Below are 25,678 nucleotides of genomic sequence, written 5' to 3' on the forward strand. Positions count from 1 at the left end.
CCAAACTCCTAACTCCTAACTCCTAACTCCTAACTCCTAACTTTAACTTGCGTTTGTCCCCAACAATTCCTCTATCGCTTGTAACTCAAGAGGGGTATGTGATGGCGGAGTCTGACGGGCATCAGTAATCAGCCAGTCTAAAGCAGCCGCTTGAACATCTATTGCAGCGCCAGTTTTATCCACGCAATAACGTCCAAACACCAGCTTATCGACTAAACGCACTCCTGGTCCCAGGCGCGACCATTCAAAAATCACGCTGTTCTCTACTGTTGCGCCACTACATATCCAACAATTAGGGCCAATCATCGCTGGTCCGACAATTTTAGCTCCGTCTTCTATTCTCGTCATCCCGCCAATGTAAACTGGGCCTGTGATATCCACTTTGTCCCAATTTACGGCGACATTTAAGCCAATGTAGATGCCAGGGGCGACTTGATGACCAGGGATTTGCACATTCTTGATTTCACCCAGGAGTACACCGCGAATCGCCCGCCAATAATCTGGTACTTTACCAATATCTACCCATTCAAAGTCCATAGGGATGGCGTAGAAGGGAGCTTTGATTTCTACCAATTTGGGAAACAAGTGGCTACCAATGTCATATTCTACACCAGATGGGATATAGTTAAAAACCTCTGGCTCAAAGATGTAAATACCTGTGTTGATGTTGGTGCTGAGGGCTTCTTCAGTTGAAGGTTTTTCTTGGAAAGCTTTAACACGCCCCTCTTCGTCAGTGACCACCACACCGTAGCTAGAAACTTCTTCCTTGGGGACAGATTTCGTAATAATAGTAGCGATCGAGCCTTTAGCTCTATGCCATTTAACCGCCGCAGTTAAATCCAAATCAATTAAAGCGTCACCGCACAACACCACAAAGGTATCGTCAAAAAAGGGCGAGAAGTCTTGGATACGGCGCATCCCTCCAGCTGAACCAATTGCTTCTCCCTCTAGTTTCCCGTTATCATCAATTTTGCCTTCAAAGGAATAGGCAATTTGCACCCCAAACCGTTGACCGTCACGAAAATAGTTTTCTATTTCCTCAGCCAAATGACTAACGTTGACCATAATTTGGTCAAATCCATGTTGGCGTAACAGTTCCAGCAAGAACTCCATCACTGGCTTTTGCAGGATGGGAATCATTGGTTTGGGAATTGTATAGGTAATCGGACGCACGCGAGTACCCTTGCCAGCCGCGAGAATCATCGCTTTCATAAAAATTTATTCCTCAACCACAAGCCAGTTTACTTTCATCGAGTGATACTTAATCATCAGTTTTTATTTCTGCTCTAAGTTATCCCTTAAACAGGGATAACAGGAATTTAGTGGTTATTGCAACCATAGGTATACTTAGATGACAAGCGATCGCTTATCTTTTCAATTTACTCGGATTTTGGGACTGAATCAAAAATCTGTAAATTATCTGTAAAGCTACTTTTCGCATTTTTAGTTCATCGACTGCTCAAAAGGTTTACCAGTCTTAGCTGAATCTGTAAGTAGCCTAATTTTAATCTCATGATAAAACTCCTCTTGAAATAGCTCTACTTTCGATTGAGCCGAGAGTAACAGTAGCGCCCAGAAAACGCTAACTAAATGACTGTGTTTAGAATCATGTCCAGACCCATTTTGGTTGAAATGCTTTGTCTGAGTCCACAACTGTACAAGTTGTTCTAGATTCAACCAATTTTGTTCTAAATTTAGCTCCCTTGCCGACATATTCAACACCTGCTCCAGTTCCCTAGCTACTTCCGTCAGATTTTCCTGGTGAGCTAACTCCAGCGCCTCCCGCATACTTTGGACGCTAGGCAGCCGTCTGGGACGGATAGGTTTGCTGACTTTTTCTACCAGTTTTAGCTGGTTCGCCATAATCTGCAATTGCTTAATCAACTCTTGCAAAGTCACCCGGCGCTTTGGTGGCGGCATTGCCGATGCACGACGACGCAATTGCCGTTCTAATGGTAGCCGATGACCCTGATGTGATATTCCGTCTTCATCTTCCAATAAGGCATCATCTACTACACCATCCTGGATATCTTCTACTGTTGACAATTGCATCAAGGTATTTGCTTTGAATAATACCAGCATTGATGCTGACAAAAATGCTTGTCCAGATTGAGACAAGTCCGATTCATAACCTCTTCCTATTCCCTCCGGTACCATCAGTTCTAAGTAACGGTCAATCACCTCAATCACTTGGACATCCCAAGGGTCAATTTCTCCCTGTTGGGCTTGGTAAATCAGGAGTGTGATTGTTTCTAATAGCTCGGAAGCTTCCATTAACGGGTTTTAAGTTAATTAATGACAGAAATTGCCTGTTGGCAGTATTCCCTGAAATTTGTAATCAATCACCATTGTGAATTGTGAGATCAGATTGTGCAACTTTCGCTTCTTTCGCTTCGTTGCTTTGGCATCACGATGCCAAAAAAGGTTTTTTGTCAGAATTGAAAATTTCAAGTACTTGAAACGGCGATTTTTAGTTATTTTACCAATGGATGCTAGAAAGTAATTCTTAAAAAGCCTACTCCATCTTGGTTACAGCATTAACGGATAATTTACTTGGTTTGGCATAGTGATGCCAGAGTGTTAGGGTATTTAACTATATTTATGATTTCTTCATTTAAAGACTATATTTTTATTGATATATATAAACATAATTCCGAAATACTGTAAAACTTAGTTGTAGCTTCTTATACTTTCAAAAAAATAAAGAAATACAGTTTTTTATAAAATGAAGTACTACTACACACTTCCATCCTTATTGATAGGCGTATCCATTGTATTAGTACATGCCAAAGTTGTAGTGGCCCTATCTTCGCAAGAGGTAGCAAACATTGGTAGAGAAATTACTGTGCGGATTGTGGATACCGAAAAACCAATTCGTTCTGGTTCAGGAGTTCTGATTAAGCATTTCGGCAACACTTACACCGTGCTGACTACTTATCATGTGGTGGAAAATAGTAGTAAGTACGAAATCATTACACCAGATCAACAAAGCAATCTAGTTCAATCTGTTAAACGCTTATCAGGAGTAGATTTAGCCGTCGTTGAGTTTAACAGCAGTAACAATCATCAAATTGCCAAAATCGGAAATTCAGACAAAGCCACAGCCAGTACAACAGTATATGTAACAGGATTTCCTGTAGCGAGAGGAGCAATTCCCAATCCGACTTTATTTTTCAATAAGGGACAGGTTCAAGCGAACGGTGCGCCACAGGGCGAAGGTTATAACATCATTTACGATAATGATACTTTAGGGGGGATGAGCGGCGGACCAGTGCTAAATGAACAGGGCGAAGTAGTAGCAATTCACGGTAGGGTTGACCCTCAAAAAATTAATGATAAGAGTGAGACCAAGATATTGACGGGTTTAGGCATCACTATTTATTCAGCTTTGCGACAGTTGTCAACTGTGGGTATAGATGTAGGAGTGCGCCTACCGGATGTTATCGCTGCTGCACCGAAAGCAGATGACTTTTTTATCAAAGCTCAAGAAAAGCAGAAAAATCAGAATTATGAAGGCGCGATCGCTGATATCAATGAAGCGATTAGACTCAACCCCAAGTATGCCGAAGCTTATAAACTACGAGGTGTTATCCGTAGTTTTGGGTTAAGAGATAAACAAGGGGCTATTGCTGACTTTAACCAAGCTATTAAGATTAACCCCAAGGATGCCGAAGCCTATGTCCAACGCGGTCAGGCGCGCGGGATGCTCCCTGGTTCTGAGAAACTTTCAGAACGCGCAGAACGCGACCAAGTTATAAAGAGCGGCCAAGAGGCAATTGCGGATTTCAGCCAAGCGATTAAGGTCAATCCCAATTATGCCGAAGCCTACATTGTAAGGGGTCATGCCCACTTGAGTTTGGCAATTATTCGCTCTAATTCCAAAAATGTTCCTTTTACCTTTAATTCCGAAGAAAAGCAAGCAGCGATCGCTGATTTTACCCAAGTTATCAAACTCAATCCCAACGATCCTGAAGCCTATAGAACACGTGCCACTAGTCTTGCTATATTTGAAGATTGGAAAGGCGCAATTGCCGATTACAACCAAATCATCAAATTCAATCTCAACGATGCTCAGGCATACCATAGCCGTGGTATTGCTCGTTTTGAATCGGGAGATAAAAAAGGGGCGTTAGAAGATTTAAACCAAGCTCTCAAAATTGACCCCAATGATGCGTCCAAATACAGTTTACGAGCGCTTATCCATGATGGTTTGGGAGATAAACAAGGGGCTATTGCCGATTACAGACAAGCTATCAAGCTTGATACTAGCCTTTACTCTAGGCTGGAAAATTTTAATGGCATCCTCAAAATTAATCCTAACGATGCTGAAGCCTATAAAGGCGGTGGTCAAATCCGTTTTCAGCAGGGAAATTACAAAAAGGCGATCGCTGATTTTGATAAAGTTCTGAAAATTAATCCCAACGATGCCGAAGCATTTGCTGGTCGGGGTGCTTCTCGCTATAAATTAGGAGATAAGCAAGGAGGATTAGAAGATTTAACCCAAGCCATCAAAATCAATCCCAACTATGCTGAAGCCTACACAAACCGGGGTGGTATCCGTGCTCAATTAGCAGACACCAAAGGAGCATTAGAAGACTTAAGCCAAGCCATCAAGATTAATCCAAATGATGCGAGTGCATATCACAACCGGGGTGCTGCACGCTACTTGTCGGGAGATAAACAAGGAGCGATTGAGGATTTTAGCCAAGCTATTGGAATCAATCCAAACTATGCAAATGCCTATAAAAATCGGGGTAATATCCGTGCTGAATCTGGAGATAAATATAGAGGAGTTCAAGATTTACAAAAAGCGGCTGAACTATTCAAACAGCAAGGAGATAACGAGTCATACAAAAAAACGTTAGAGTTGATTTTAAAATATCAACAGTAGCAACTCTTTTAAAAGTCAAGGGAGTATTTGCCAAAAAATTAGTACTGATAAAAATCATGATAGTTTAAAAGAGCGTACATTTTGTCAAGACTCCAAACACTGAAATAAAAAATGTATGTGTCTTTGTGTAGGAGTTTAAAACTCTCAATACCATAAATTTTACTTAATTATGATTTTAAAGTTATTTGCTAAAGAATTTCCGGTGGCTGCGGTTAGTATAGCGTCACTTACAGCCTTTATTATTACTGCAACCTCAGATCAGCCCAGCTATGCACAAAGTACTAACTTTTCCTGTGATGTGAATAAAGACGGTGTACCCACAACTTACGTACTCCGTAAACAAGGGGGAAAGATCCCAGTTATTAGCTGGATTTCTAGTGAATTTCCTCCTCCCTGGACACCGATGCAACGTTGTCTAGAGGTATCTGAAAGACTTCAGAAAAATTATGACAACGGTACTCTAAAAATCCTAAAAGTTGGCAGTTTCAATAAGCAAACAGTTTTATGTGCTGCGATGAACACTAGTGATCCTTGTACGAATAATACTTTGTTATTCACATTTAAGCCTGGTAGTAAACCTGAAGAGACATTGGAGAGAATATTAGACCCGCGTGGGATAGAAGCAGGAAAAATATTGAATCAAAGTGGAGACGATAGTGCTATTGCTATTAATCTAAAACTGTATTTAGACTCTACTGCTCTTAAGTGAATACTTCACTTTTATTTCTTAGCTTTGATTTGTAATGACTTAACCATGCTGTTTACTATTGGTAAATACTTGTCATATTTATCTTGTTCGGCATTATAGCTAATATAGTATGCCTGGAAGTTTTTCAAACTCCAAACATCCATATTTTTTAAACGGAGACTTTCATCTAAACCAGTATAAACTAATCTATAACCCTTATTGTCTACTAAATTACTCTCACTTTGTTCGATAATTTTGGCATTTTTAGTATTTTTTAATATATCTTTTTTAGCCAAATCAGTATATGCTTTCAATGTAAAATTAGCTTTTTTTTCCACCCTAATAGTTACTCGCTCTTGAAAATTATCAGAATTATTTTCTTTAGGAGAAATGAACTGAACTACATCTCCAGTAATTGGGTTAAAAATATTTTGTACTTCCCAGTTTTTGGGATACTGAATGCTGATTCCATAATCAGTACTTTCATATAAAGTGAATTCAGCTTTTTGTGGTTCGGGAAACAGCTTATTACCTATGTCTTTGGGAACAGAAATCCAAGCAATTAAAGTTGCAGGTAAGCCAAGAACAATTGCAATTACTTCTATAGTATGTTCTTGATAAAATTTTTTCAAAGACTGGAAGAATTGGGAGAGTTTATTGTTTTTTATCATTAGTTTTAATATTTGCTATAGCTATAGATTTATAAGGAGGAACTCCAATCAGATTAATTTAAAATTAGCATTATCTGGAGTTTGGCTATTAGCGAGAAATCTACCTAAGTAAGTGGACGTGAATAATTAAAGATTTGTAGTTTTGTCGAGTGTGTTAATCTTACCAACGCTATGGCACTGTCAGAGATTTTCGGTGCGTTAGGACTTTAGTCCTAACGCACCCTATGAAATTAAAGTTAATGTGGAGCAGGTTTTTCGATTTGTGTATACACCGTAGATATTAATCTGGGGGCGGGTCATGAGCAATGGTGACAGGTGAGACAAAATCACTCGGTTTGCCGCTCTTTATCGCATCGTAAGTGCCTTTGATAGTACCAGCAATGGGAACAGCAACAAGCGTCCCCAACAACCCAGCAATCTCAAATCCCATCAAAATAGCTACAAAAATCCAGATGGGATTCAGCCCAATAAACTTGCCGAGTAACCTGGGAGCTAACAAGTTATCTTTAAGCTGCTGCATGAGAATTGCCGCTATGGCAACTAGAACTGCCAACCACCAATTTTGCAGCAGTACTAAAATCGTCACTAGACCAATGCCGAGAGATGCCCCAATAAAGGGAATGAGTTCCGAGATCCCGATTAATATGGCAAACAACAGGGCAAAGGGCAGCTTCATCACTAAGAAAATTGGCGTCAGGGTTAGCACCATAAACAGTCCTAGCAATAACTGGCTGAGGAAAAAGTTCTGAAAATTTAGGCGCAAGGATGCGGTAAGGGGATCTGCAATATTCGAGGGCAAAAGATTGACCAGACCATACCAGACGCGATCGCCATATAAAAGCATATAAAACGCAAGCACGATTACTAACACTGCGTCAAGTAATCCTGAGAGCAGTGTTCCAGCAAATCCCACTGCACCAGAAGCTAGCTGTTGTACCAGATTCTGAATATTAGCATTGATTTGACTGCTCACAACCCTCAAATCAATTGGCAAACGTCGTTGTTTTGCCAGCGTCTCAAACTGCTTTAAGTTTTCTTGACTGGCGCCTAACCAATCAGGGATATTATTTAACAGTTGAATTGTTTGATCAATGATCAACGGCACTAGAGTGACGCCCAATATCACCAACACGGTTAATGTTGCAAGTAAAACTATGATCACCGCCTGAGTGCGCGTGATCCGGGCACGTTCAAAGAACTTAACTGGGTAATTTAGTAGAAAAGCCAGAATCGCTGCAATGATCAAGACAGTAATGGGATGCTGAAAATAGCGAAAAAGGACAGACAGCAGCCAGACATTGAGAGCGATAATCGGGCCGCTTAGACCATAAATTAACAGGCGTCGAAGGGAGGTCGAACGGCGCATTTTATGCAACCTATTTTAGATATTCCTTAAGAGAATTTGTAAAATTCTTGATGGCACTGATCAGATAATGATCAGTGCCATCAGAAAATGGGGTAGAAACCCCGTCATAAAGGACGGCTTTATATTGGGTTTATATACCATTACCGCCCTGGGATTGTTTAACTCGGTGTAATGAGTGTGTTGCACTTTCAACGGGACAATGACCATTTCGAGTCTCCCAATCCTGTACGCATAACGGTTTTGTTCCTTGCGAAACCTCCCTTTCGGGGTTATGTTAGCCTTGACCTGTTATAAGAGCTTTTTGGGCTTGCAACACTGTTCCAGTGACCTTAGAACTGTTTAATCACAAGCGACAGAGCGGGGGACTGGCTGCGTATCCCAAGGTGTCGTGACTCAAATAACGGCTACCCTTCTCCTTCGGAGACGCTAGCGCGAACGACTACGCTCAGGGTGGTCGGGTCAGAATGGCTTGATGATTTCTCATGCAAGCCCTATGCCTAAAGGCATAGGGTTCCTGACAGATATTTTTAACAAAGCCATGTATAAGCGTATCTCATAGCAAGGAACCAAATCAAAATGGACAAAACTGTAGCTGACCTTCGCAAAGACTACACCTTGGAAGGTTTGAGCGAACTTGAAGTTGACCTCAATCCGTTTATCCAATTTAAAAAATGGTTCGATCAGGCACTAGCAGCGCAACTCCCAGAACCCAATGCCATGACCATTGCTACTGCCACACCAGACGGTAAGCCATCAGCCAGAATGGTGTTACTCAAGGATTTTGATGAACGAGGCTTTGCCTTCTTTACCAACTACAACAGTCACAAAGGACAAGAACTGGCAGAAAATCCTCAGGGGGCTTTAGTGTTCTGGTGGGCAGAACTAGAACGTCAAGTGCGAATTTCGGGGTATGTGGAGAAAATTTCCGAAACTGAGTCCGACCAGTATTTTCACAGTCGCCCTGCCAAAAGTCGTCTGGGTGCGTGGATATCTAATCAAAGCGAAGTGATAGAAAGCCGAGAAGTTCTTGAGCGACGTTTACAGGAGTTTAAGAGCAAATATGAAAATGAGGAGATCCCCCGGCCGCCTCATTGGGGAGGCTTACGAGTGATCCCTACAGAAATTGAGTTTTGGCAAGGCCGCCCCAGTCGTCTGCACGATCGCTTGCTCTATAGCCGTTTAGATAATCACACTTGGAAAATAGAGCGGTTGTCACCGTGAAGGGGAGGCAGGGAGCAGGGGGAGCAGGGGGAGCAGGGGGAGCAGGGGGAGCAGCGGGAGCACAGGGGGAGCAGGGGGAGCAGGGGGAGCAGGGGGAGCAGAGGGAGCAGGGGGAGCAGAATCTATAACCAATGCCCAATGCCCAATTCTCAATGCCCCGCGTCACCAGTGAGCGATCGCATCTTGAATTGCTGCCCGTGCTTCTGATAAAGATTGGGTACGGGCATCATCACCTCCACTCAGACTATTAGCGTTAATAAATTGAATGTCTGTAAGCCCAATAAACCCGAAAATCGCCCGCAGGTATGGTTCTTGGAAGTTATAGGCAGCAGCAGGGGATGTTGCACTATAATCACCGCCGCTAGCTGTAATGATAACTGCCTTTTTACCCTCGACTAACCCTCTCAAACCGCCTTGAGCATCTATAGCAAAAGTCCGGTTAGCGCGAACGATTTGGTCGATGTAAGCCTTAAAAGTGGAAGGTATATTCAAGTTGTACATTGGCACTCCAAAGACGTAGCGATCGGCTGCCAAAAACTCATCAATCAGTTCCTCAGAAATCCTAAGTGCCTCAGTCAATTCTGGGGTATGGGTTTCTGGTGGTGAAAATGCCGCCGCAATCCAAGCTTCATTAACGTGAGGAACTGGGTAATGCCCTAAATCTCGATAGGCGATCGCATCTTCAAGATGCGCTGCCCTCCAACCACTGACGAATTCCTTAGATAGTTCTCTGGAGTGCGATCGCTCTCCACGGGGACTGGAATCAATATGTAGAATGTTTACCACCAAATAATCTCCTGATTAGCTAGGATTTTTGCTTTTACTTTTTTTGAGTCTAAATTTCAAAGCATTACATCAGATACTAAAAGTAACTAGTTACTAAAGTAAAGTAGTTACCATAAAGTAACTGCCGCACAATTTTAGCTAACTTATCGATGTCTGTCTCTAAAAATCCTGAAAATCCTGATGCTTGCCCTGTCAACATTCTGATGTGCTTACTATCAGGTCCCTGGACAATGTATATACTATGGGTGTTATGTAATAGTGGGCCTACTCGCTTTGGTGCATTGAAGCAGCTAGTCGAGGGCATCTCTACCAAAGTTTTGACGGAAAGACTGAGGATGCTTGAGGCAGCAGAAATTATTTATCGCCACTATAAACCGACTGTCCCACCCCAAGTAACTTACGGTCTCACAGAACGTGGTCAGGAACTCATTGAGATCCTTCATCAACTCAATGCACTTGCTGAACGTTGGTATGGCAGCGCACAACGGGAACATAGCAACACTAACGTTTAACTGATTGCTTGAATGTAATCTCTAAGATTAATAAACTCACCAGGTAGATCGAAGAATCTTATAAAGATACCGCGATCAATATATCTCCCGTGCAGTTTGCTGATGACAGTCGGTTCGTAGACCAATTTCAGTCGGAAATTGCTTAATGATGAAATCGGGCAGACACCAAGGATTAGTCGATGCTTACGACGATAGCGACCAACAACTAGAGCCTTTTTGTTCATACCCCAGAACACATTGTAGATGTACAGCAATTGACCTTCCGAAAAAGAATGCGTCGATTTTTGGACGTTGGCAGCAACTAGAGGAATGTTGTCTTTGGTCGCGTTAACGTCGAGTAATGGATGACCACAGAAGTAGCCAAGCAGAATCTCATTGATCTTCTTGATGTGTTGTTCCTGCATAGAAGGCGTATTTTTACAAAAAGCTGGGGAAAGTCTAAAAAAGCCGATGCATTTTCCATCGGCTTAACTGACATATTGAACAGATAAATAGTCTACTGTTCCTGGATCGCTGCTGCCTTGGGAGAGAACTGAAGTCTGGGATCTGGCATAAAATTGTATCTCAAGTACAATCCTCCCCAGACAAACAGGATAATTAACAACGCACCAATTCCAAGGGGACTGGGAAGCCAGAAAACGGTTTCTATGTGGTTTAGCTCACCAGGCTGGAGTTTCCACACTAATCGATTGCGATTTTTTTCTGGCTCTATTGCAGTTTCAGTTAGTTGAATATTTTTGGCTCCCCAAGGAGTCTTCAAGCTAAATTCCAAGTCGAGAATTGAACCAGCATTAGCCAGGACGTTACCTTTGCTGGCAATTAAGGATAGCGATCGCAAATCCAAATCATAAATTAACCGATTTCGGACTAAAAGTAAAAAATTGTTCTGCTCTAAGAGGACATTTGATTCAATTTTCGGCAGTTCTGAGTCAGATTGGCTCCCTAATGACTCAGAGGGTTGATTCGCACGAGAGTTAAAAAATTCGTTAAACTTCTCTTGTAATTCCCTACCACTACTAAAAGGAATTGTGACAATGATTTCTTCAGTGGAAACTCGCTGCGTTTTTCCCTCTAGTTGACGGGCGCGGCGCTCTATGCTATTTAACCATTCGTACACAGAATCGCCACTAAAACTAGTTAGCCGCTCTCCCAACTTAATATGCTGTACTAGTTCGCCACTATTTGAGTTGTCAAAGTTAAGCCCTACATCGTACTTAACACAGCCAGTCAGTAACAGGGATGTTAACACCACTAGCCACAGAATAGGATTTCGCATGGGAAAGACCGGTTTGATTCGATTTTGACCATTCAGTGGTGAGATAAATTTCATATTTGCTAACACAAAACTAAATGGTGTGATTAACCACAAGAAAATGTTTCCGAAAATTGAAGAATTCATAACAATAAATCTCCCCAAAAGTCAAACTTTTTAACCAATCTTGACTTTTACCTCAAAGGAAGGCAATCTGGTGTTAGAGGTTTCCACGCCAGTTTCTATAATTTTGGGAAAGTTCCCAACAGACTAGCTCTTTTGGAGAAACTGCTGAAAAGCTTCCCAATTTATGCGGACTCTAGGGGAACTCCTCACGAATATTCAAAAATTATCAGACTGTTACACTTTAATGGTCTAAAGTCAAGTCTATTCAGCTCTGCCAGCTTTAGCTTATTAAACAAGACTTTCAAAAATTTGCCAATAAAGTCAAATCTTGTAGCTTTAGCAAATTTATATTTTACTTAGTAGTATAGTAGAGCTATTGTAAAATTATTTTGTCGCAATTGTCAGGGATTTATTAAAAATGCACATCAGAATCGATACAGAGAAATTTTATTACCTCATTGGTATATCTGATTCAAATGGAGCGCCAACACAAAGTTAAAAGTTTATTATCTTACCACGAATCATTTTTGCAATAGGTCTATATTAATTAAATATTTTAATAGCTGTATAAAAAGTGAATAATTAGTAAGTGTGTTTTGCTAATTTTTTCTTTTGTCGTGTCATTATTTTAACCATATTCTCTAACTATGATAATTTTCTCAGTTATGGAGAGCATCCGTATAGTCCTCCCTAATTTGCAAGGTATCATCGCTAATATTTCTCCCTTCTTCGTCTTTTTGGCCAAATAGGGATGCTCCCAAGTGGACAAGACCAAATACTGGTATAATAAAAAAAATCCAACTAATTAGATAAGGTAAGCATTAGCATTGATAAATAATTTTATACCTATTATTTTATCGGACAGAATAAATGCGTCAGTCGCCAGAATTCAGTTGGGTATTCTGTGCGGCTGAGGGATGAATAATTGGGTTTAAGACCCCCACAAAACAATAAAATTTAGTGGTTTTAAATCAGTCGCGGATTCCAATCCCCGACTTATTAATTCTGACTTGTGAATTCTTCTTCAATAGTTTTTCTGATCCTTTAATTTTAATTATTGAGTTTTCTGAGAATATTATTATAATAATTGTGATTGATTGTCTATCTCGTCGTTATTAACTTAATAAGGGTCTAAGCATCTGAAATTTTTGAGCATATTTATGAAAAATTTCTCTTTTAGAAAAAAAGACGACGAGTATTTTAATACAGATCACCTCAAAGGAGATATTAAAGGTCGTTCTGTTCGTGGTGGTGCAATCACTATGGGCGCCCAAATTTTGAAGTTTAGCTTGAACTTAATATCTAACGTAGTGTTAGCCAGATTACTCACACCAGAGGATTACGGCTTGATAGGTATGGTAACTGCGGTTATTGGGTTTGTCAGTCTATTCAAAGACTTGGGATTGTCGATGGCAACCGTTCAGAAGGAAAAGATTAATCATGAGCAAGTCAGTACGTTATTTTGGGTGAACGTAGCACTTAGTGTATTTGCTGCACTGGTTGCTTCAGTACTCGCACCGGCAATTGCTTGGTTTTATCACGAACCCCGTTTGACTTGGATTACTCTGGCGCTAGTATCTGGATTTATTTTTAGCGGGTTAGGTGTTCAGCACAATGCTTTGCTAAATCGCCAGATGCACTACAAGGCATTGATGTTGAATGATGTTATCTCTATGTTCTTTGGTGTCATAGCTGCAATCATTGCTGCCTTATGTGGACTTGGCTACTGGTCACTAGTGATTTTTCCAATTGTTTTGGGATTAGTCAACACTATCGGACTCTGGATGGCTTGCAGTTGGCGTCCCAGCGCACCTGCTTGGCAATCAGGAATAGGCTCAATGCTAGCTTTTGGAGGAAATCTCACTGGGTTCACAGCTATTAATTACTTTGCGCGAAATCTTGATAATGTTCTTATCGGCAGATTCTGGGGTACTCAACAATTAGGTCTATATGCTAAAGCCTATCAATTGCTACTTCTGCCGATTAATCAGATTAATGCACCAATTACTGCCGTCGCTATTCCTGGTTTAAGCAGATTGCAGCACGACCCACAAAAATTTCGCCAGTATTACCTCAAAGCTATTTCAGTAATTGCTTTTTTAACCATGCCAACTATTGTTTTTATGATAGTGGCTTCAGAAGAAATTATTGTATTTCTTCTTGGTTCCCAATGGCGAGATGCTAGCCTAATTTTTCGATTGTTAAGCATATCCGCATTAGTTCAACCTATTTGTAATACTACAGGTTGGCTGTATATATCCAGAGGCAGAACTGATAATATGTTCAAATGGGGTTTGCTCTCTTCCTCCTGGCTGGTAACATCATTTTTTATAGGTTTGCCATATCAAGCATTTGGAGTTGCTTTATCTTATGCGATCGCAATGCTTTTACAGGCAGTTCCTTGCATCTATTTTGCAACACGAGGCACACCAATCACTATTCTTGATATCTTACAAGCAATCAAAGAAGTATTCATATCATCTGTAGTAGCAAGTATAGTAGTATTAGGCATCAAAATTAGTATTGGAAACAGTTTACCATTATGGGCAATACTGATTATCTATTCTGTTGTAATGAGCCTAGTATATTTTGGGTTATTGTTCTATATATTTAAGATGAAAAATTATTATTTAAATTTATTCAAGGAATTAAAAAAATAAAATATAAACTGGAATAAAATTTTAATTATTTCTTTAAACATCTAATCAAAACACAATTTATACTTTTGTAAGGTAATTTATCACCTTACCAAAAAACTATTTCAATAAACTTATCAGAAATTGGATGATTTAGTGGATCGAAAACTTCACAAAAAACTCCATGACAAATACGCTATTTGTCCCATTAATTCAAGAATTATTGTTTTGATAAGTAAATGTGGGTTCTGGATCGTTTTAATTTTTGGAAAATTTTAGGTAAGCCTATTATGAAAATAGCCTTCATGATTAATCACTTCCCAGTTTTATCCGAAACTTTTATCTTAGAGCAGATAACATCTCTAGTGGATCGTGGGTATGAGGTTGATATTTATGCTGAACGAATTGCTGATACTGTCAAAATACACTCAAAGGTGGTAAGTTATAATCTTTTGGAGCATACATTCTATTTTGAAGAACCTGGTAATTACTTTTGGAGGATTTTAAAAGCGCTTAAGTTACTAATCTATCATCTAATCCGAAGGAAGAATTGGGACAATTTTCTGATTATCTTACAGACTCTTAATGTTTTTAAATATGGAAAAATATCTGCGTCTTTAACCTTATTTTATGCAACTGTTCACCTTTTAGATAAACGTCCAGTATATGACATTATTCATTGTCATTTTGCTCCTAATGGCATCAAAGCTTTAATATTGCGAGAACTAGGTGTAATTAGAGGAAGAGTAATTACAACTTTTCATGGTTATGATGTCAATAAAAAATTTATGAGAGAATATGTAGAAATGTATAAGCATATTCTTTCTCTTGGAGATTCGTACACTGTTAATACAACTTTTACAGGTAATATGGCTATAGAGTTAGGTTGCCCACCAAATAAAATTTTTAAGCTTCCTGTAGGTCTTGACATATCAGAGTATAATTTCCAAGAAAAAACACTTCGAGCTAACGAAACTATAAAACTTATCACAGTTGCAAGATTAGTTGAGAAAAAAGGGATTGAATATTCAATTAGGGCAGTAGCCAGGGTTTTGAAAAATTATTCAAATATTGAATATAATATCATTGGTGACGGTTCTATTCGTAAATCACTAGAAAAGCTAACCACCGAACTTAAAATTACAAATAAAGTTAAATTTTTAGGATGGCAAACACAAGATGAAATCCGCCAAATTTATGCTGATTCCCACATTTTTATTCTGTCAAGTGTAACTGCCTCGGATGGAGATAAAGAGGGACAGGGACTAGTTTTACAAGAGGCACAAGCTATGGGATTGCCGGTGTTATCTACATTGCACAATGGGATTCCTGATGGTGTGCTGGATGGTAAATCAGGTTTTTTAGTACCAGAAAAGGATGTGGAGGCTTTAGCTGACAAATTGGGTTATTTAGTCGAGCATCCAGAAACTTGGTCAAGTATGGGTTTAGCAGGTCGTTTATTTGTGGAAAAAAACTACGACATTCGTATATTAAATGACAAATTAATTGAAATTTATAAAATTATATCCAATCCGAATCTCATATAGCAGTAGCAACCTGCACTTCCCGGTATTTTCAAACCAAAACTAAATGTAACTATAAATAAATGGGTTTAAGTCTCCCACTAAATCGGATATTTAGTGGGATTCAATGAAACGGAGAACTTGATGCTGAAACCTTTATGCAGCTATGATTTTGCTTTTTCCATCGTCACTGATTTGAGGTGATGATGGAAAAAGTGTTTGCCCAAAAGCTAGAATTTTGTCAAATAACGAAGCTTACCTTCTTTGATTTGGATAAAGTCGAGCTTAGGGTGAGGTTCATCGAACTTACGTTAGGGACTGACAAGAAATAAATTACTCAAATAAACGAACCTTATTAGACACAGAGAACACAGAGGAATAAGGAGGAGAGAGTTTTTTCGCCAGTTTTTTGGGTATTTTTTTATTTGTCAGTCCCTTAATCTAATGTGAGTTAGTATCTAGCCTGGGCTTCCTGAAAAATTCAACCAAACCAAGTAAGAGATGCTTAAACCAATGGCAATTAGCGCCACCCAGATAAAGCGATTATCTCTGGTATTTACCTGACTGAGGTCAACGAATTCTGGCTCCGTAAGTTTAGGCTTCTGCTGCACAGAAGATTTAGTAGACTTAGCGGCAATAGAAATTTTGAGTTCATTATCGGATAGTGCGCCCAAATCTGGGATTTCGGTCATCCACTCGCTGGGTCTTTTCAGCTTTGGTGCTTTTAAGATGTAAAGCATCCGTCGCGCTTGTTTGCTAATTTCAAAATGGGCATGGCGTTTGAGTCTTTCGCAAAGAGCGATCGCATCATCGGTGCGTCCAGCTGCTTCATAAGCTGTCACCAGATAAATTTCTACTTCCCCCCCAAGGCGAGAATTACGAGCTAACAGGGCGCTGGCCTTTTCTAAATTTTCGATGGCTTGGCGGTATTGCCCATTTTCAAAGGCAACTTTCCCAGCCTGGTAGCGGGTTTTAGCAATTTCTAAACTTTCTACACTCACGGCTTATACAAAAATTACCACTATTTTAATTTTGCCAATATCAGCAATGTTTTTGGAATTTTTTTAGAAGGTGGCAACCTGAAAGTAAATAAACTTCTAAAATTTTAACTAAGTAGCTGCGACTATTTTCTGATTAAAAATTTCGGTATCAAATGCAGGTGAGCAAAATATGTTGAAAATCAAGCATTCACAACTCAATTGGCTCTTAGCAGGTATGACTTTAGCAGTGATGGGTGTAAGCATTGCTCCAGCTTTTGCCCAGCGTGTAATCGTGATTGATGGTGGTTATGGAGTCAGGCGATCGCCTCCTGTCGGTTCCTTTATTTATGGTAGTCCGATTCCCACACCCGATTATGGAGCCAGGCGATCGCCTCCTGTCGGTTCCTTCATTTATGGTAGTCCGATTCCCACACCTATGCTTGTAGACCCAGGAACGGGACTAATACCACAACGCACTGATTACTACAATTATTCCTATCCCCAGTTCAGGGAAAACGTGAGAAATTCCACCCTGATTAATCCAACTTTGATTAATCCGGCAATTCAAGACTCAACCATAGTTAATCCGGTGATTATAGATAACTCATGGCATCCTAGACCATTTAGCGGCGGGCGATCGCAGGTTATTATTACCTATCCTCAATAGGCTCAGGGAGTTGGGAGCAGAGGAGCATAACTCCTAACTCCTACGCCGTAAACTGCGAACCCAGAATCATCGTCCCAATCCCAACATCAGTAAAGATTTCGAGTAATAGGGCGTGGGGAATGCGACCATCGATGATGTGTGCTGCACGGACTCCTTGAGCAAGCGATCGCACACAACAACTGACTTTGGGAATCATCCCACCGCTAACTATACCATTGGCAATCAACTCGCGGGCTTCACGAATATCTACTTTTGGAATCAAAGTAGATTGGTCTTTGTAATCTTTTAAAATTCCACTGGTGTCAGTCAGTAAAATTAACTTTTCGGCTCCTAGTGCAGCAGCGATTTCTCCAGCTACAGTATCGGCGTTAATATTATAAGCTTGTCCTGTCTCGTCGGCGGCGACGCTAGAGACTACCGGAATATAGCCATTGCTAGCGAGGGTCTCCAAAATCTTGATATTTACATTACTGACTTCCCCCACAAAACCGATGCCTTCTTGACCTTGGGGACGGGCTGTAAATAGATTACCGTCTTTACCGCAAAGTCCTACAGCCAATCCACCAGCTTGGTTAATTAGGGCAACAATTTCTTTATTAACTCGACCAACTAAAACCATTTCCACCACATCCATTGTCGCGGCGTCAGTGACTCGCAGACCATTTTTAAATTGTGGTTCGATGCCCAGCTTATCTAACCAACTGTTAATTTCTGGCCCACCGCCGTGGACTACAATTGGACGCAAGCCCACGCAGGATAAAAATACAATATCGCGGATAACTTTGTCTTTGAGTGTGCTATCTTTCATCGCTGCGCCACCATATTTGACAACAACAGTGCGACCGGCGAATTGTTGAATATAAGGTAGTGCTTCGCTTAGTACACGTACACGAGTGGCTTCAGTTTGCCTGATGTATTCAGAATCGTTGTCCGTCATGAGGAGCCTAACAGAGAGAGTTAAAAGTTATTTCAGTCAGTGTAGAAGACTTTGTAACTCCTCACAATCTCTGATGCTAAATTTAAGTATATTTGTACTATAATGACTCTAGCAATCTGGCTGGATTTGTAAAAATATTGACCTAAGTTATGCAAATCTCAGTAATGCTAATCTAACTAATGCCAATTTGGAAGGCGCGATTTTAGATGGTGCAAATCTGGAAGGAGCAATATTCTGTAGAACTATTATGCCTGATGGTAGTGTTGGGAATAACTGATACTAAAAAATCACTATTCCCAGATTACCCGACATAACAAGCAAGCGATCGCTCCTTCAAGCCTCTAAAATTGAAATCATTCGGCTGAAGCTAGGGATTCAAATGCCAAAGCAGAATTACTTTGTTTGGCATCGTGAACAAGCTGTTTAGATATATCCGACTTTCCGCACTTCATCGTGTAATATGCGTAGATTTCCCATAGGTGGAAAAAAATGGTTAAATCAACAACATAAATCGCCAATGGTATTCAATATTAATACTTAATAATTTGAACATTATTAGGAATTTTTATTGAAAAGATAGATAATACATTTTGAAGTGCGGAATGTGGGATATATTGTGATTCAACCACTTTTGAAACCTTTGTTCTCTCCCAGAGAGCCTTCTAAGAAGTTTTCTAGAACTCCTAGTGCGTTTGGATTGAACATTAGCTCTGAGCAAAATGAATCGGTCACGAGTAGATTGAATCTGTTTACCACTCCAAGAGTCACCGTTGGAAGTGGTGGCAATGTCGCGCCTTCCCAAATCGACACCAATTACCTTGGGAGTCTTACCCGTTGGGTTGGTGGGAATGTCAACACAAATGTTGATGTAGTAGTCGTCGTGTTTGGTTTTATTCAAAGTTGCTGCTGTCGGTACTTGCCCTTTGAGCAATGCCAACTGGTAATTACCAATACTCAACTTGAACTTAACTCGACCACACATCAATGTAACGCCCACAGTTTGCAGTTCTTCCAAGTATTGAAAAGTCCGAGCATCCAAATTCAAGGATGTTGGTCTAAACTTGTGAACTTGCTTAACGGCTTTGGCATTACCAATTACACGGCGAATAGCTTGGCAGACATGATTTGCTTTAATGCCTGTCTGTGCCTTAACTGGTGCATATACAAGATGGTGCAGTTTTACAGTGTTCCAACATTTTTCCCGTTTTGCAACTTCATGTATCTGATTGCAAGCGTCAGCGAATCCCTGCAAGGTGCGGTCTATCTCAGACCGAAACTTTACGGGTACTTGAAGCTTGCATTTTACAGATATTGTTTGCATTTGGATGAGTTAATTATTCATCCAAATCATAGCACAAAGATTGCAATATTTTGGGCATCGAACCCAAAATATTGCCCACTATCCCTCCCCGCCCTATAGAGGGAGGTGTGGTTTGAGGACACTAGGAATTGCCTCAAGTATTCGCTTGGCAACGTCTTCAGGCGTTTCTCCCTCTCGTTCGGTGATGTGCAAATCAGCTTGAGAGTAAAGTGGTGTTCGTTGTTCCTTGAGCGATCGCAACTTACCTCTAGGATCAGCATCTTGCAATAGTGGTCTTGTGGTATCCTCAGCTAAACGGCTGTAAATTATCTCCACTGGCGCATCTAGCCACACTATCAAACCGTGGTGTAAGTAACCCCAATTTTCTCGCCGCAGTACAATACCACCACCGGTTGCAATAGTCAACTTTGTAAAAGCACAAACTTGTGAAAGTACGTCGCTTTCTAGCTTGCGAAACCCTGGTTCACCAACTTGTGCAAATAACTGATTGATAGATTTACCTGTTGCTTGGGCAATAACATTATCGGTATCCACAAACCCATAACCCAATTCCTTCGCCAGTAAGCGCCCTACTGTCGTCTTACCAACGCCCATTATCCCAATTAAATACAGGTTGACTCCTTGTAATAAGCTGCTCACCAGTTGCTTCGCTCCAATTCTGAGTGCTGAGTCACAGTTTCTAATTATAGACTCAATGACTTAATGTCGGATTTAAAAATACTTTAATTTTCATCTGGTAAGTTCTTGGGCCAGAAAAAATAAGCTATCAACTTGAATTTATTTGAAAGCTTTTATTTATTTTTAAGTTATCCAAATTTATCTTCTATTTAAGAGGAATCAACTGTCGTGATTACTCGCTTTTTACGCCATCTGGAAAAGCTGATTTTAGCGGTTTTCTAAACCCTGATTTTTCCGTTAGATATTTTCATTAATTCAAAGCTATTGAGAATTAGACTGTTGAAAAACCCACGCTTTTTGGAGGCTTGAGGACTTACCGTGAAAAGTCAGGTCGTGATTACCGTTATTAATGTATTTAAAGTAACTAAGGCAATAAATTAAGGTTCCTCTGTGAAATTACTATAAAAAATAAACGATGAATTTCTCAAAAATGTAGTAATATCCCTGATGTAACTTGGTATTTGCTGTATAGCGATCGCTATGCTTAACCAAAAAATTAATATAGCTTGTTTGAAACTTTATCTAAACAATTTCTGTCTATCTAAATAATCCGAATTTTCACTCTGGTGGGTAATTTTAAGTATCCCAAATACTGTGTTTCTACTAGCACAGGGTCTTTATTCTAAAAGTTCACTTATAACAAGCGCCAATCAATTAAGTGTTTCTGGTAAAGGTGTAAATAATGACTTATATCCTGCGATCGTCCAAAAAAATCTTGCCAAGTTGAAGTTTCGGCACCAAGACTACTGCATATTTCACCCCAATAAGCCTGAATGAATAAATATAGTATGAATGAGGCGTCAACCATGACTCGAATTCGTGACCTTGTACAAAAAGCTTTAGCAACTGGCTATTTGACAGTGGAAGCAGAAAATCAACTACGACAATTGTTGACTACCCGGTATGACTTAGAAGATTTTAATGCTTTCATGACTTTGCAGGAAGCTGCCATGACAGGTAAGGTCAAGCAAGAGTCTAGAGAGCGGTGTGGCATTAAGTAGACACGTAGCCTGCTACATCTCACCGACGGGGGCGTTTACCATCATCCTCAAAATCATCATCATCCTCAAAAAAATCCCAATCATCATCATCGGCTTGATTGGTAGTCGGCGGCTGATAAGGGGGGATGATTACGCGGTAATCAGCATCGTAAACAGATTCAGTTTTTCCCGCAGCCGTATTTTTTGGTTCCCGGTAGCTGTAGGAGTAAACTGAACCAGACTGAGAACTGCTTTTGGCTTCTGATTGAGGTTCGTAAGTTTTAGAGTCTTTAGGCTGTTGAGCTTGAGGATTAGGAGTAGGTGTTTCCTCTGACTTTTCATCAAAGTTCCAATCATCATCTTTACTGCTATTTGTCTCCCAATCATCAAATACATCACTAGTAGGTTCTTCTTTTTTACTAGCTGGTGGTGGAGAACTGGCAGGGCGAGATGTAAATTCTTCTCTACGGGTTGCCTTCGCACGAGGCGTTGCGCTTTGGCGGTTAGGAGTTTGGCGTTGTCTTCCCCCAAAATAATTAGATAAGTTAAACAAAGTAGCAATCAATATAGATGTGAAAGCACCAGTGGCAGTACTGAACAAAATCCATATAGCTAGTGGTAATGGTTGAGTTCGCACGCCCAAAAATACTAGCGATAGGGCAGGTGAGAAATTTTGGACTAATAACAGCGTTAGTCCTCCCAGTACTGCCACCAATAGAATTAAGCGAATTACAGCCATAGCAATTTTGTCAGTTGTCAGTTATCAGTGGTCACTGAAGAGGAAAGGGGGCAGGGGGCAGTTCTTGCTGGGGGGAAACACCCTATAAATAAATTTATTCGCTCTGAGACCCTAATAGAGCCGGGAATTCCAGAATCTTTCTCCCTCTGCCCCCTGCTCCCTACTCCCCTGCCTATAAAGGTCAGTTGTCAGTTATCAGTCTGATTATTCTTCGCTAATTACTGTTGACTGACTACTGACACTATCAGCCATCTCTATCATTACCTTTTTAGGACTATTGTGAAATTTACAATAAATCTATTCAGGATGTTAGCGACGACCTTGCCACCGTTGAATGGGGATGCAGTCAATATCTAGTTGATCTAAAGCCCGGGCAACTACAAAATCCACTAAATCCTCAATGGTTTGGGGATTATGATACCAGGCAGGAATAGCGGGGACAATTCTGACTCCAACTTCTGCTAGAGATGTTAAGTTACGAAGGTGGATGAGGCTAAAAGGCGTTTCACGAGGAACAATGACCAGCTTTCGTCCTTCTTTGAGTTGGACATCCGCCGCCCGTTCTAGTAAATCGGAACTCAAGCCAACCGCTAGCTTTGCCACTGTGCTCATGCTGCATGGAATAATTATCATCCCCAGAGTGGCAAAGGAACCACTGGCAATCCCGGCTCCAACATCACCCCAAGGATGGCAGCGGAGTTTACCCGAAATTGCGACTCCAGCTTGCTCTCGCCAGAATTGTTCTTGTCCGGTTGGTTCTGCTGGCATCCGAATTTCCTGTTCTGACTGCCAAACCATGTAAGTAGATTTAGAGGCAACCAATTCAATACTAAACTCCGCTTCTAGCAAAAATTTGATTGCGCGAACAGCGTAAATCAGACCAGATGCGCCCGATACGCCTAAAATTAGAGGTTTGGTGTTATTTAACACGTAAATATTACTTAATTTTACTCCTCATCAGAGTAAGAGTCTAGGTCATCAGGCTCAATATCATTTGGTAAGTAGAGGTCTGAAAGCTCCTCATTGGAACCATTACCAGTTAAACCTCTAGGTACACCATCGCTGCCGACTGTTACCAAATCAATTTGCTGACGGTAGTAATCAACACTTTTTACTTGCACGGCGACGCGATCGCCTAACCTATAAGAAGCGCGATTTTTGCGCCCAAACAGTGCCTGTTGTCTGGCGCGATATTCATACCAATCGTCTTTGAGAGAACTGACATGTACCAATCCTTCTACCCGCAAAGGCACACCAGGATTACTGCTGGATTCGACCTCGGCTGCTGGTACTTCAATTTCGACAAAGAAACCGTAGGATTGAACCCCGGTAATTACGCCTTGAAATACCTGACCGATGCGTTGCTTCATCAGTTGGGCTTTTTGCAGTCCGGCTAAATCGGCTTCGGCTTCTTGGACTTCTTTTTCTCGGTCGTTGATTTGGACAATTACCCTAGTTAAATCGCTTTGCAGTTCTTGTTGCAATTCTGGGGGTAAAACGTTCCAGTTAATTTCCTCGTGGCTGGAGGAGTGGCGCAGGTTAACGCGCTCTCTCACACGGGTATTGCGGCGATCGCGTCCGTTTTCAAGTAGCGCGTAATACACTCTCTGCATCAGCAAATCTGGGTAACGCCGCAAGGGAGCGCTAAAGTGGACATATTCCGGTAGTGCCAGACCAAAATGAGATCCTTTGGTGGTGCTGTATGCAGACGGCTTAAGTGTATCTTGTAATAAGTAAGTAAGAACTTGCTCAGAGGGAGATTCCGCAAAAGCTGTGGTCAAATGTTGATAATCTAAAGGTTGGATATCGACTTCTGGATCTAGTGTGAGGTCAACGCCTAAATTGACTGCTAATTTTAGCATTTCCTGGACATCTTCAACATCGGGTGTACCTTGGACTCGCCAGATGGCGGGAACACCAAGAGCATTTAAGTGAGTTGCCATCAGTTGATTAACTAACAGTACCAACTCCGTGAGTAGCGATCGCACTGGTAAATCATTCACCACTACAGCGCCGAGAATCCCCTCATCATAGTAGGCGTTTTGGCTGGGCGGCAGATTCAACTGGAGGCTACCACGATTCAAGCGTACCTGTTTGACGGCTGTTTGCAAGGCTTGGAGGTCTTGCAGGATTTGGGAAACCTGTGGGGATTCTTGAGCTTCACCTGTGAGAATTGCTTGGGCAAGTTCTGTAGTCAGTGCAGTTTCAACATTAATTACACTGGGTTGAATTTCCCACTCCAGGACTTGTCCCGATTGGGGATCAATGGTAATTAAAAAAGAGATAGTTAAGCGATCGCTCCCAGGTACTAAAGAACAGCGTTCTGCCACACCTGGGGGCAAAATTGGCAGCACTAATTCTCCCAAATATACTGATTTGCCCCGTTTGAGAGCTTCTCTATCTAGGGCTTCGTCAGGTTGGACATAGTGAGAAACATCGGTGATATGAACGCCTAAAAGCCAATTTCCGGCTAAGTTTTTTTCTAAACTAAAAGCGTTTTCTATAACTTTGCTATCGCCTACCCCTTCAATGGTGAAGGTAAATAAATTGCGTAAATCCAGCCGATTTTTCAGGTCTGCTTTGAGTAGCTTTTTGGGCAACTTAGCGGCTGCATCTAGGACATTATCGGGAAAAGTCCGGGAAAGGTCGTGTTTGCACGTAACTAAATCTATATCGGCCGCAGCTTCGGCATCGCTACCGAGGATTTGCACGACTCGACCAAGGGGAGGATATTGTGCCAATGGGTAACGTAAAACTTCTACATGAACCAAGTGATCGATCGCTTCTTCTAACTTTGCTCCGTTAGGCTGGATTTTTAGTTCAAACAGCAATCGATCATCCAAAGGCACAGCCCTAAAACCAGCTTCCACCTGCTTAATTCGTGCCAGTAAGGTGTGGTTGGAACGTTCTAAAATCAGCTTCACTTCCCCTTCGGGAGAGCGACGGCGACTACCTTCTTTGAGAACTCTAACCAAAACGCGATCGCCATTCCAAGCATTACTCAGATGACTTTCGCGGATGTAAATATCCTCAGCCCCTTCCACATCTTGAATAGCAAAGCAAAAGCCTTTACTAGAACAACGGAGTTTTGCCTCGATTATTCCCTCTTCTGAGACACGGCGATACTTGCCCCGTTCCTTCACTAAAATACCGATTTTTTCCAGAACATCTAAGGCAATGTGAAGTTTTTGTAAACTTTTTTCATCTTCACAGCCAAGTTTCTTTTCTAAAACCTTCCGAGCTACCAATTTATCATCGGTGAAATTGGCAAGGAGTGTAGCGATTGAAAATTCCATGCAGTGAACCGACCTTTGGTCAAAACATCATTTTTTGTTTAATCTGGTTCTTTTCTGTATACCCTCACGGTTTACAGAAACAAGTTAGAAACGAATTGCTCAGAGGAAAGACTTCCTAAGTTCTAAGGAAAGGAAGCCCGACCCCACAAGAGCGATAAACTACTCCCGCAGTTGGGAGCAAAGGAAGGCGACCCACAGATAACTCTGGGCGTCTACAAACTTCTCACTGCACGATGCTCTCAGAGTTTGCCTGCGTTCAAGTCTCTTCACCTAACCAAACTTAAGATTACACGCCTGAATAGGATTTAGCCCCGCTAGGTAATTACGCGACGGGTTTTTGAGAAGCTGGGTTTAGAGAATCCATACTGCTCAAAAGCGCTATGCAGGGGAGCCACTGCGGTGAGGCAG

23 protein-coding genes are annotated in these 25,678 nt (G+C 41.1%); 9 read left to right on the forward strand and 14 right to left on the reverse strand.

The window, feature by feature from the left end:
- Nucleotides 1-42: 42 nt before the first annotated feature.
- Together V7K32_RS09170 and V7K32_RS09175 are read right to left on the reverse strand one after the other, a co-directional pair.
- Complete coding sequence (locus V7K32_RS09170) at nt 43-1,212, reverse strand: NDP-sugar synthase (RefSeq protein ID WP_334992334.1); 1,170 nt, start codon at nt 1,210-1,212, stop codon at nt 43-45.
- Between the two features lie 231 nt (nt 1,213-1,443).
- Nucleotides 1,444-2,274, reverse strand: a complete 831-nt coding sequence (locus tag V7K32_RS09175) for a ScpA family protein (RefSeq protein ID WP_334992336.1) — start codon at nt 2,272-2,274, stop codon at nt 1,444-1,446.
- Between the two features lie 451 nt (nt 2,275-2,725).
- Here V7K32_RS09175 and V7K32_RS09180 point away from each other — a divergent pair, with 451 nt between their 5' ends.
- Together V7K32_RS09180 and V7K32_RS09185 are read left to right on the forward strand one after the other, a co-directional pair.
- The gene (locus V7K32_RS09180; RefSeq protein ID WP_334992338.1) at nt 2,726-4,891 is read left to right on the forward strand and encodes a tetratricopeptide repeat protein; all 2,166 of its coding nucleotides are present in this window, start codon (nt 2,726-2,728) and stop codon (nt 4,889-4,891) included.
- Nucleotides 4,892-5,060: 169 nt separating this feature from the next.
- Nucleotides 5,061-5,600: a COP23 domain-containing protein gene (locus V7K32_RS09185; RefSeq protein WP_334992340.1), complete on the forward strand. Its 540-nt coding sequence runs from the start codon at nt 5,061-5,063 to the stop codon at nt 5,598-5,600.
- A gap of 11 nt (nt 5,601-5,611) precedes the next feature.
- Here the strand turns inward: V7K32_RS09185 and V7K32_RS09190 are convergent, their stop codons facing one another.
- Both V7K32_RS09190 and V7K32_RS09195 read right to left on the reverse strand, forming a co-directional pair.
- Nucleotides 5,612-6,250 carry a PsbP-related protein gene (locus V7K32_RS09190; protein ID WP_334992342.1) on the reverse strand — a complete coding sequence of 213 codons (639 nt, stop codon included), beginning with the start codon at nt 6,248-6,250 and terminating at the stop codon, nt 5,612-5,614.
- 280 nt (nt 6,251-6,530) lie between these two features.
- Nucleotides 6,531-7,616: an AI-2E family transporter gene (locus V7K32_RS09195; protein WP_334992344.1), complete on the reverse strand. Its 1,086-nt coding sequence runs from the start codon at nt 7,614-7,616 to the stop codon at nt 6,531-6,533.
- A 576-nt stretch (nt 7,617-8,192) separates the two neighbouring features.
- Between V7K32_RS09195 and pdxH the strand changes: the two genes are divergently transcribed.
- The gene (gene pdxH / locus V7K32_RS09200; RefSeq protein ID WP_334992346.1) at nt 8,193-8,837 is read left to right on the forward strand and encodes a pyridoxamine 5'-phosphate oxidase; all 645 of its coding nucleotides are present in this window, start codon (nt 8,193-8,195) and stop codon (nt 8,835-8,837) included.
- A gap of 162 nt (nt 8,838-8,999) precedes the next feature.
- Here pdxH and V7K32_RS09205 read toward each other — a convergent pair whose 3' ends face one another.
- Entirely contained in the window at nt 9,000-9,623 is a 624-nt protein-coding gene (locus tag V7K32_RS09205; RefSeq protein ID WP_334992348.1) for an FMN-dependent NADH-azoreductase, read from the reverse strand.
- Nucleotides 9,624-9,772: 149 nt separating this feature from the next.
- On the opposite strand from V7K32_RS09205, the gene V7K32_RS09210 reads away from it, so the two are divergent.
- On the forward strand, nt 9,773-10,135 hold the full coding sequence (locus V7K32_RS09210; RefSeq protein WP_334992350.1) for a winged helix-turn-helix transcriptional regulator: 363 nt from the start codon (nt 9,773-9,775) through the stop codon (nt 10,133-10,135).
- On the opposite strand, the gene V7K32_RS09215 is transcribed toward V7K32_RS09210, so the two are convergent.
- Both V7K32_RS09215 and V7K32_RS09220 read right to left on the reverse strand, forming a co-directional pair.
- Nucleotides 10,132-10,539 (reverse strand): hypothetical protein, encoded by a 408-nt coding sequence (locus V7K32_RS09215; RefSeq protein ID WP_334992353.1) that lies wholly within the window; start codon nt 10,537-10,539, stop codon nt 10,132-10,134. The two genes, V7K32_RS09210 and V7K32_RS09215, sit on opposite strands and share 4 nt — an antisense overlap.
- Nucleotides 10,540-10,631: 92 nt before the next feature.
- The gene (locus tag V7K32_RS09220) at nt 10,632-11,534 is read right to left on the reverse strand and encodes a DUF3153 domain-containing protein (protein ID WP_334992355.1); all 903 of its coding nucleotides are present in this window, start codon (nt 11,532-11,534) and stop codon (nt 10,632-10,634) included.
- Between the two features lie 1,139 nt (nt 11,535-12,673).
- On the opposite strand from V7K32_RS09220, the gene V7K32_RS09225 reads away from it, so the two are divergent.
- Together V7K32_RS09225 and V7K32_RS09230 are read left to right on the forward strand one after the other, a co-directional pair.
- A complete protein-coding gene (locus V7K32_RS09225) occupies nt 12,674-14,173 on the forward strand; it encodes a lipopolysaccharide biosynthesis protein (RefSeq protein WP_334992357.1) in 1,500 nt (499 codons plus the stop codon).
- A gap of 215 nt (nt 14,174-14,388) precedes the next feature.
- Nucleotides 14,389-15,696, forward strand: a complete 1,308-nt coding sequence (locus V7K32_RS09230; protein ID WP_334992359.1) for a glycosyltransferase — start codon at nt 14,389-14,391, stop codon at nt 15,694-15,696.
- Nucleotides 15,697-16,130: 434 nt separating this feature from the next.
- On the opposite strand, the gene V7K32_RS09235 is transcribed toward V7K32_RS09230, so the two are convergent.
- Nucleotides 16,131-16,673, reverse strand: coding sequence for a tetratricopeptide repeat protein (locus tag V7K32_RS09235; RefSeq protein WP_334992361.1), 543 nt, complete (start codon nt 16,671-16,673; stop codon nt 16,131-16,133).
- Between the two features lie 169 nt (nt 16,674-16,842).
- Here V7K32_RS09235 and V7K32_RS09240 point away from each other — a divergent pair, with 169 nt between their 5' ends.
- Nucleotides 16,843-17,319 carry a hypothetical protein gene (locus V7K32_RS09240; protein WP_334992363.1) on the forward strand — a complete coding sequence of 159 codons (477 nt, stop codon included), beginning with the start codon at nt 16,843-16,845 and terminating at the stop codon, nt 17,317-17,319.
- Between the two features lie 40 nt (nt 17,320-17,359).
- On the opposite strand, the gene argB is transcribed toward V7K32_RS09240, so the two are convergent.
- The gene (argB, locus tag V7K32_RS09245; RefSeq protein ID WP_334992365.1) at nt 17,360-18,256 is read right to left on the reverse strand and encodes an acetylglutamate kinase; all 897 of its coding nucleotides are present in this window, start codon (nt 18,254-18,256) and stop codon (nt 17,360-17,362) included.
- Between the two features lie 136 nt (nt 18,257-18,392).
- On the opposite strand from argB, the gene V7K32_RS09250 reads away from it, so the two are divergent.
- Nucleotides 18,393-18,533 (forward strand): pentapeptide repeat-containing protein, encoded by a 141-nt coding sequence (locus V7K32_RS09250; RefSeq protein WP_334992474.1) that lies wholly within the window; start codon nt 18,393-18,395, stop codon nt 18,531-18,533.
- A gap of 288 nt (nt 18,534-18,821) precedes the next feature.
- Here the strand turns inward: V7K32_RS09250 and V7K32_RS09255 are convergent, their stop codons facing one another.
- Together V7K32_RS09255 and V7K32_RS09260 are read right to left on the reverse strand one after the other, a co-directional pair.
- Nucleotides 18,822-19,577, reverse strand: a complete 756-nt coding sequence (locus V7K32_RS09255) for a hypothetical protein (protein WP_334992367.1) — start codon at nt 19,575-19,577, stop codon at nt 18,822-18,824.
- A gap of 93 nt (nt 19,578-19,670) precedes the next feature.
- Nucleotides 19,671-20,216 (reverse strand): shikimate kinase, encoded by a 546-nt coding sequence (locus tag V7K32_RS09260; RefSeq protein WP_334992369.1) that lies wholly within the window; start codon nt 20,214-20,216, stop codon nt 19,671-19,673.
- 845 nt (nt 20,217-21,061) lie between these two features.
- On the opposite strand from V7K32_RS09260, the gene V7K32_RS09265 reads away from it, so the two are divergent.
- Nucleotides 21,062-21,256 (forward strand): hypothetical protein, encoded by a 195-nt coding sequence (locus V7K32_RS09265; RefSeq protein ID WP_334885269.1) that lies wholly within the window; start codon nt 21,062-21,064, stop codon nt 21,254-21,256.
- 19 nt (nt 21,257-21,275) lie between these two features.
- On the opposite strand, the gene V7K32_RS09270 is transcribed toward V7K32_RS09265, so the two are convergent.
- The 3 genes from V7K32_RS09270 to V7K32_RS09280 all read right to left on the reverse strand — a co-directional run bounded on the left by V7K32_RS09270 (nt 21,276) and on the right by V7K32_RS09280 (nt 25,270).
- Nucleotides 21,276-21,974, reverse strand: a complete 699-nt coding sequence (locus tag V7K32_RS09270) for a LapA family protein (RefSeq protein ID WP_334992371.1) — start codon at nt 21,972-21,974, stop codon at nt 21,276-21,278.
- A 309-nt stretch (nt 21,975-22,283) separates the two neighbouring features.
- The gene (locus tag V7K32_RS09275; RefSeq protein ID WP_334992373.1) at nt 22,284-22,904 is read right to left on the reverse strand and encodes a flavin prenyltransferase UbiX; all 621 of its coding nucleotides are present in this window, start codon (nt 22,902-22,904) and stop codon (nt 22,284-22,286) included.
- Nucleotides 22,905-22,921: 17 nt separating this feature from the next.
- Nucleotides 22,922-25,270, reverse strand: a complete 2,349-nt coding sequence (locus tag V7K32_RS09280) for a ribonuclease R family protein (RefSeq protein WP_334992375.1) — start codon at nt 25,268-25,270, stop codon at nt 22,922-22,924.
- Nucleotides 25,271-25,678: the final 408 nt, after the last annotated feature.

The sequence above is a fragment of the Nostoc sp. genome, assembly GCF_036917635.1.
Taxonomy (GTDB): domain Bacteria; phylum Cyanobacteriota; class Cyanobacteriia; order Cyanobacteriales; family Nostocaceae; genus Nostoc.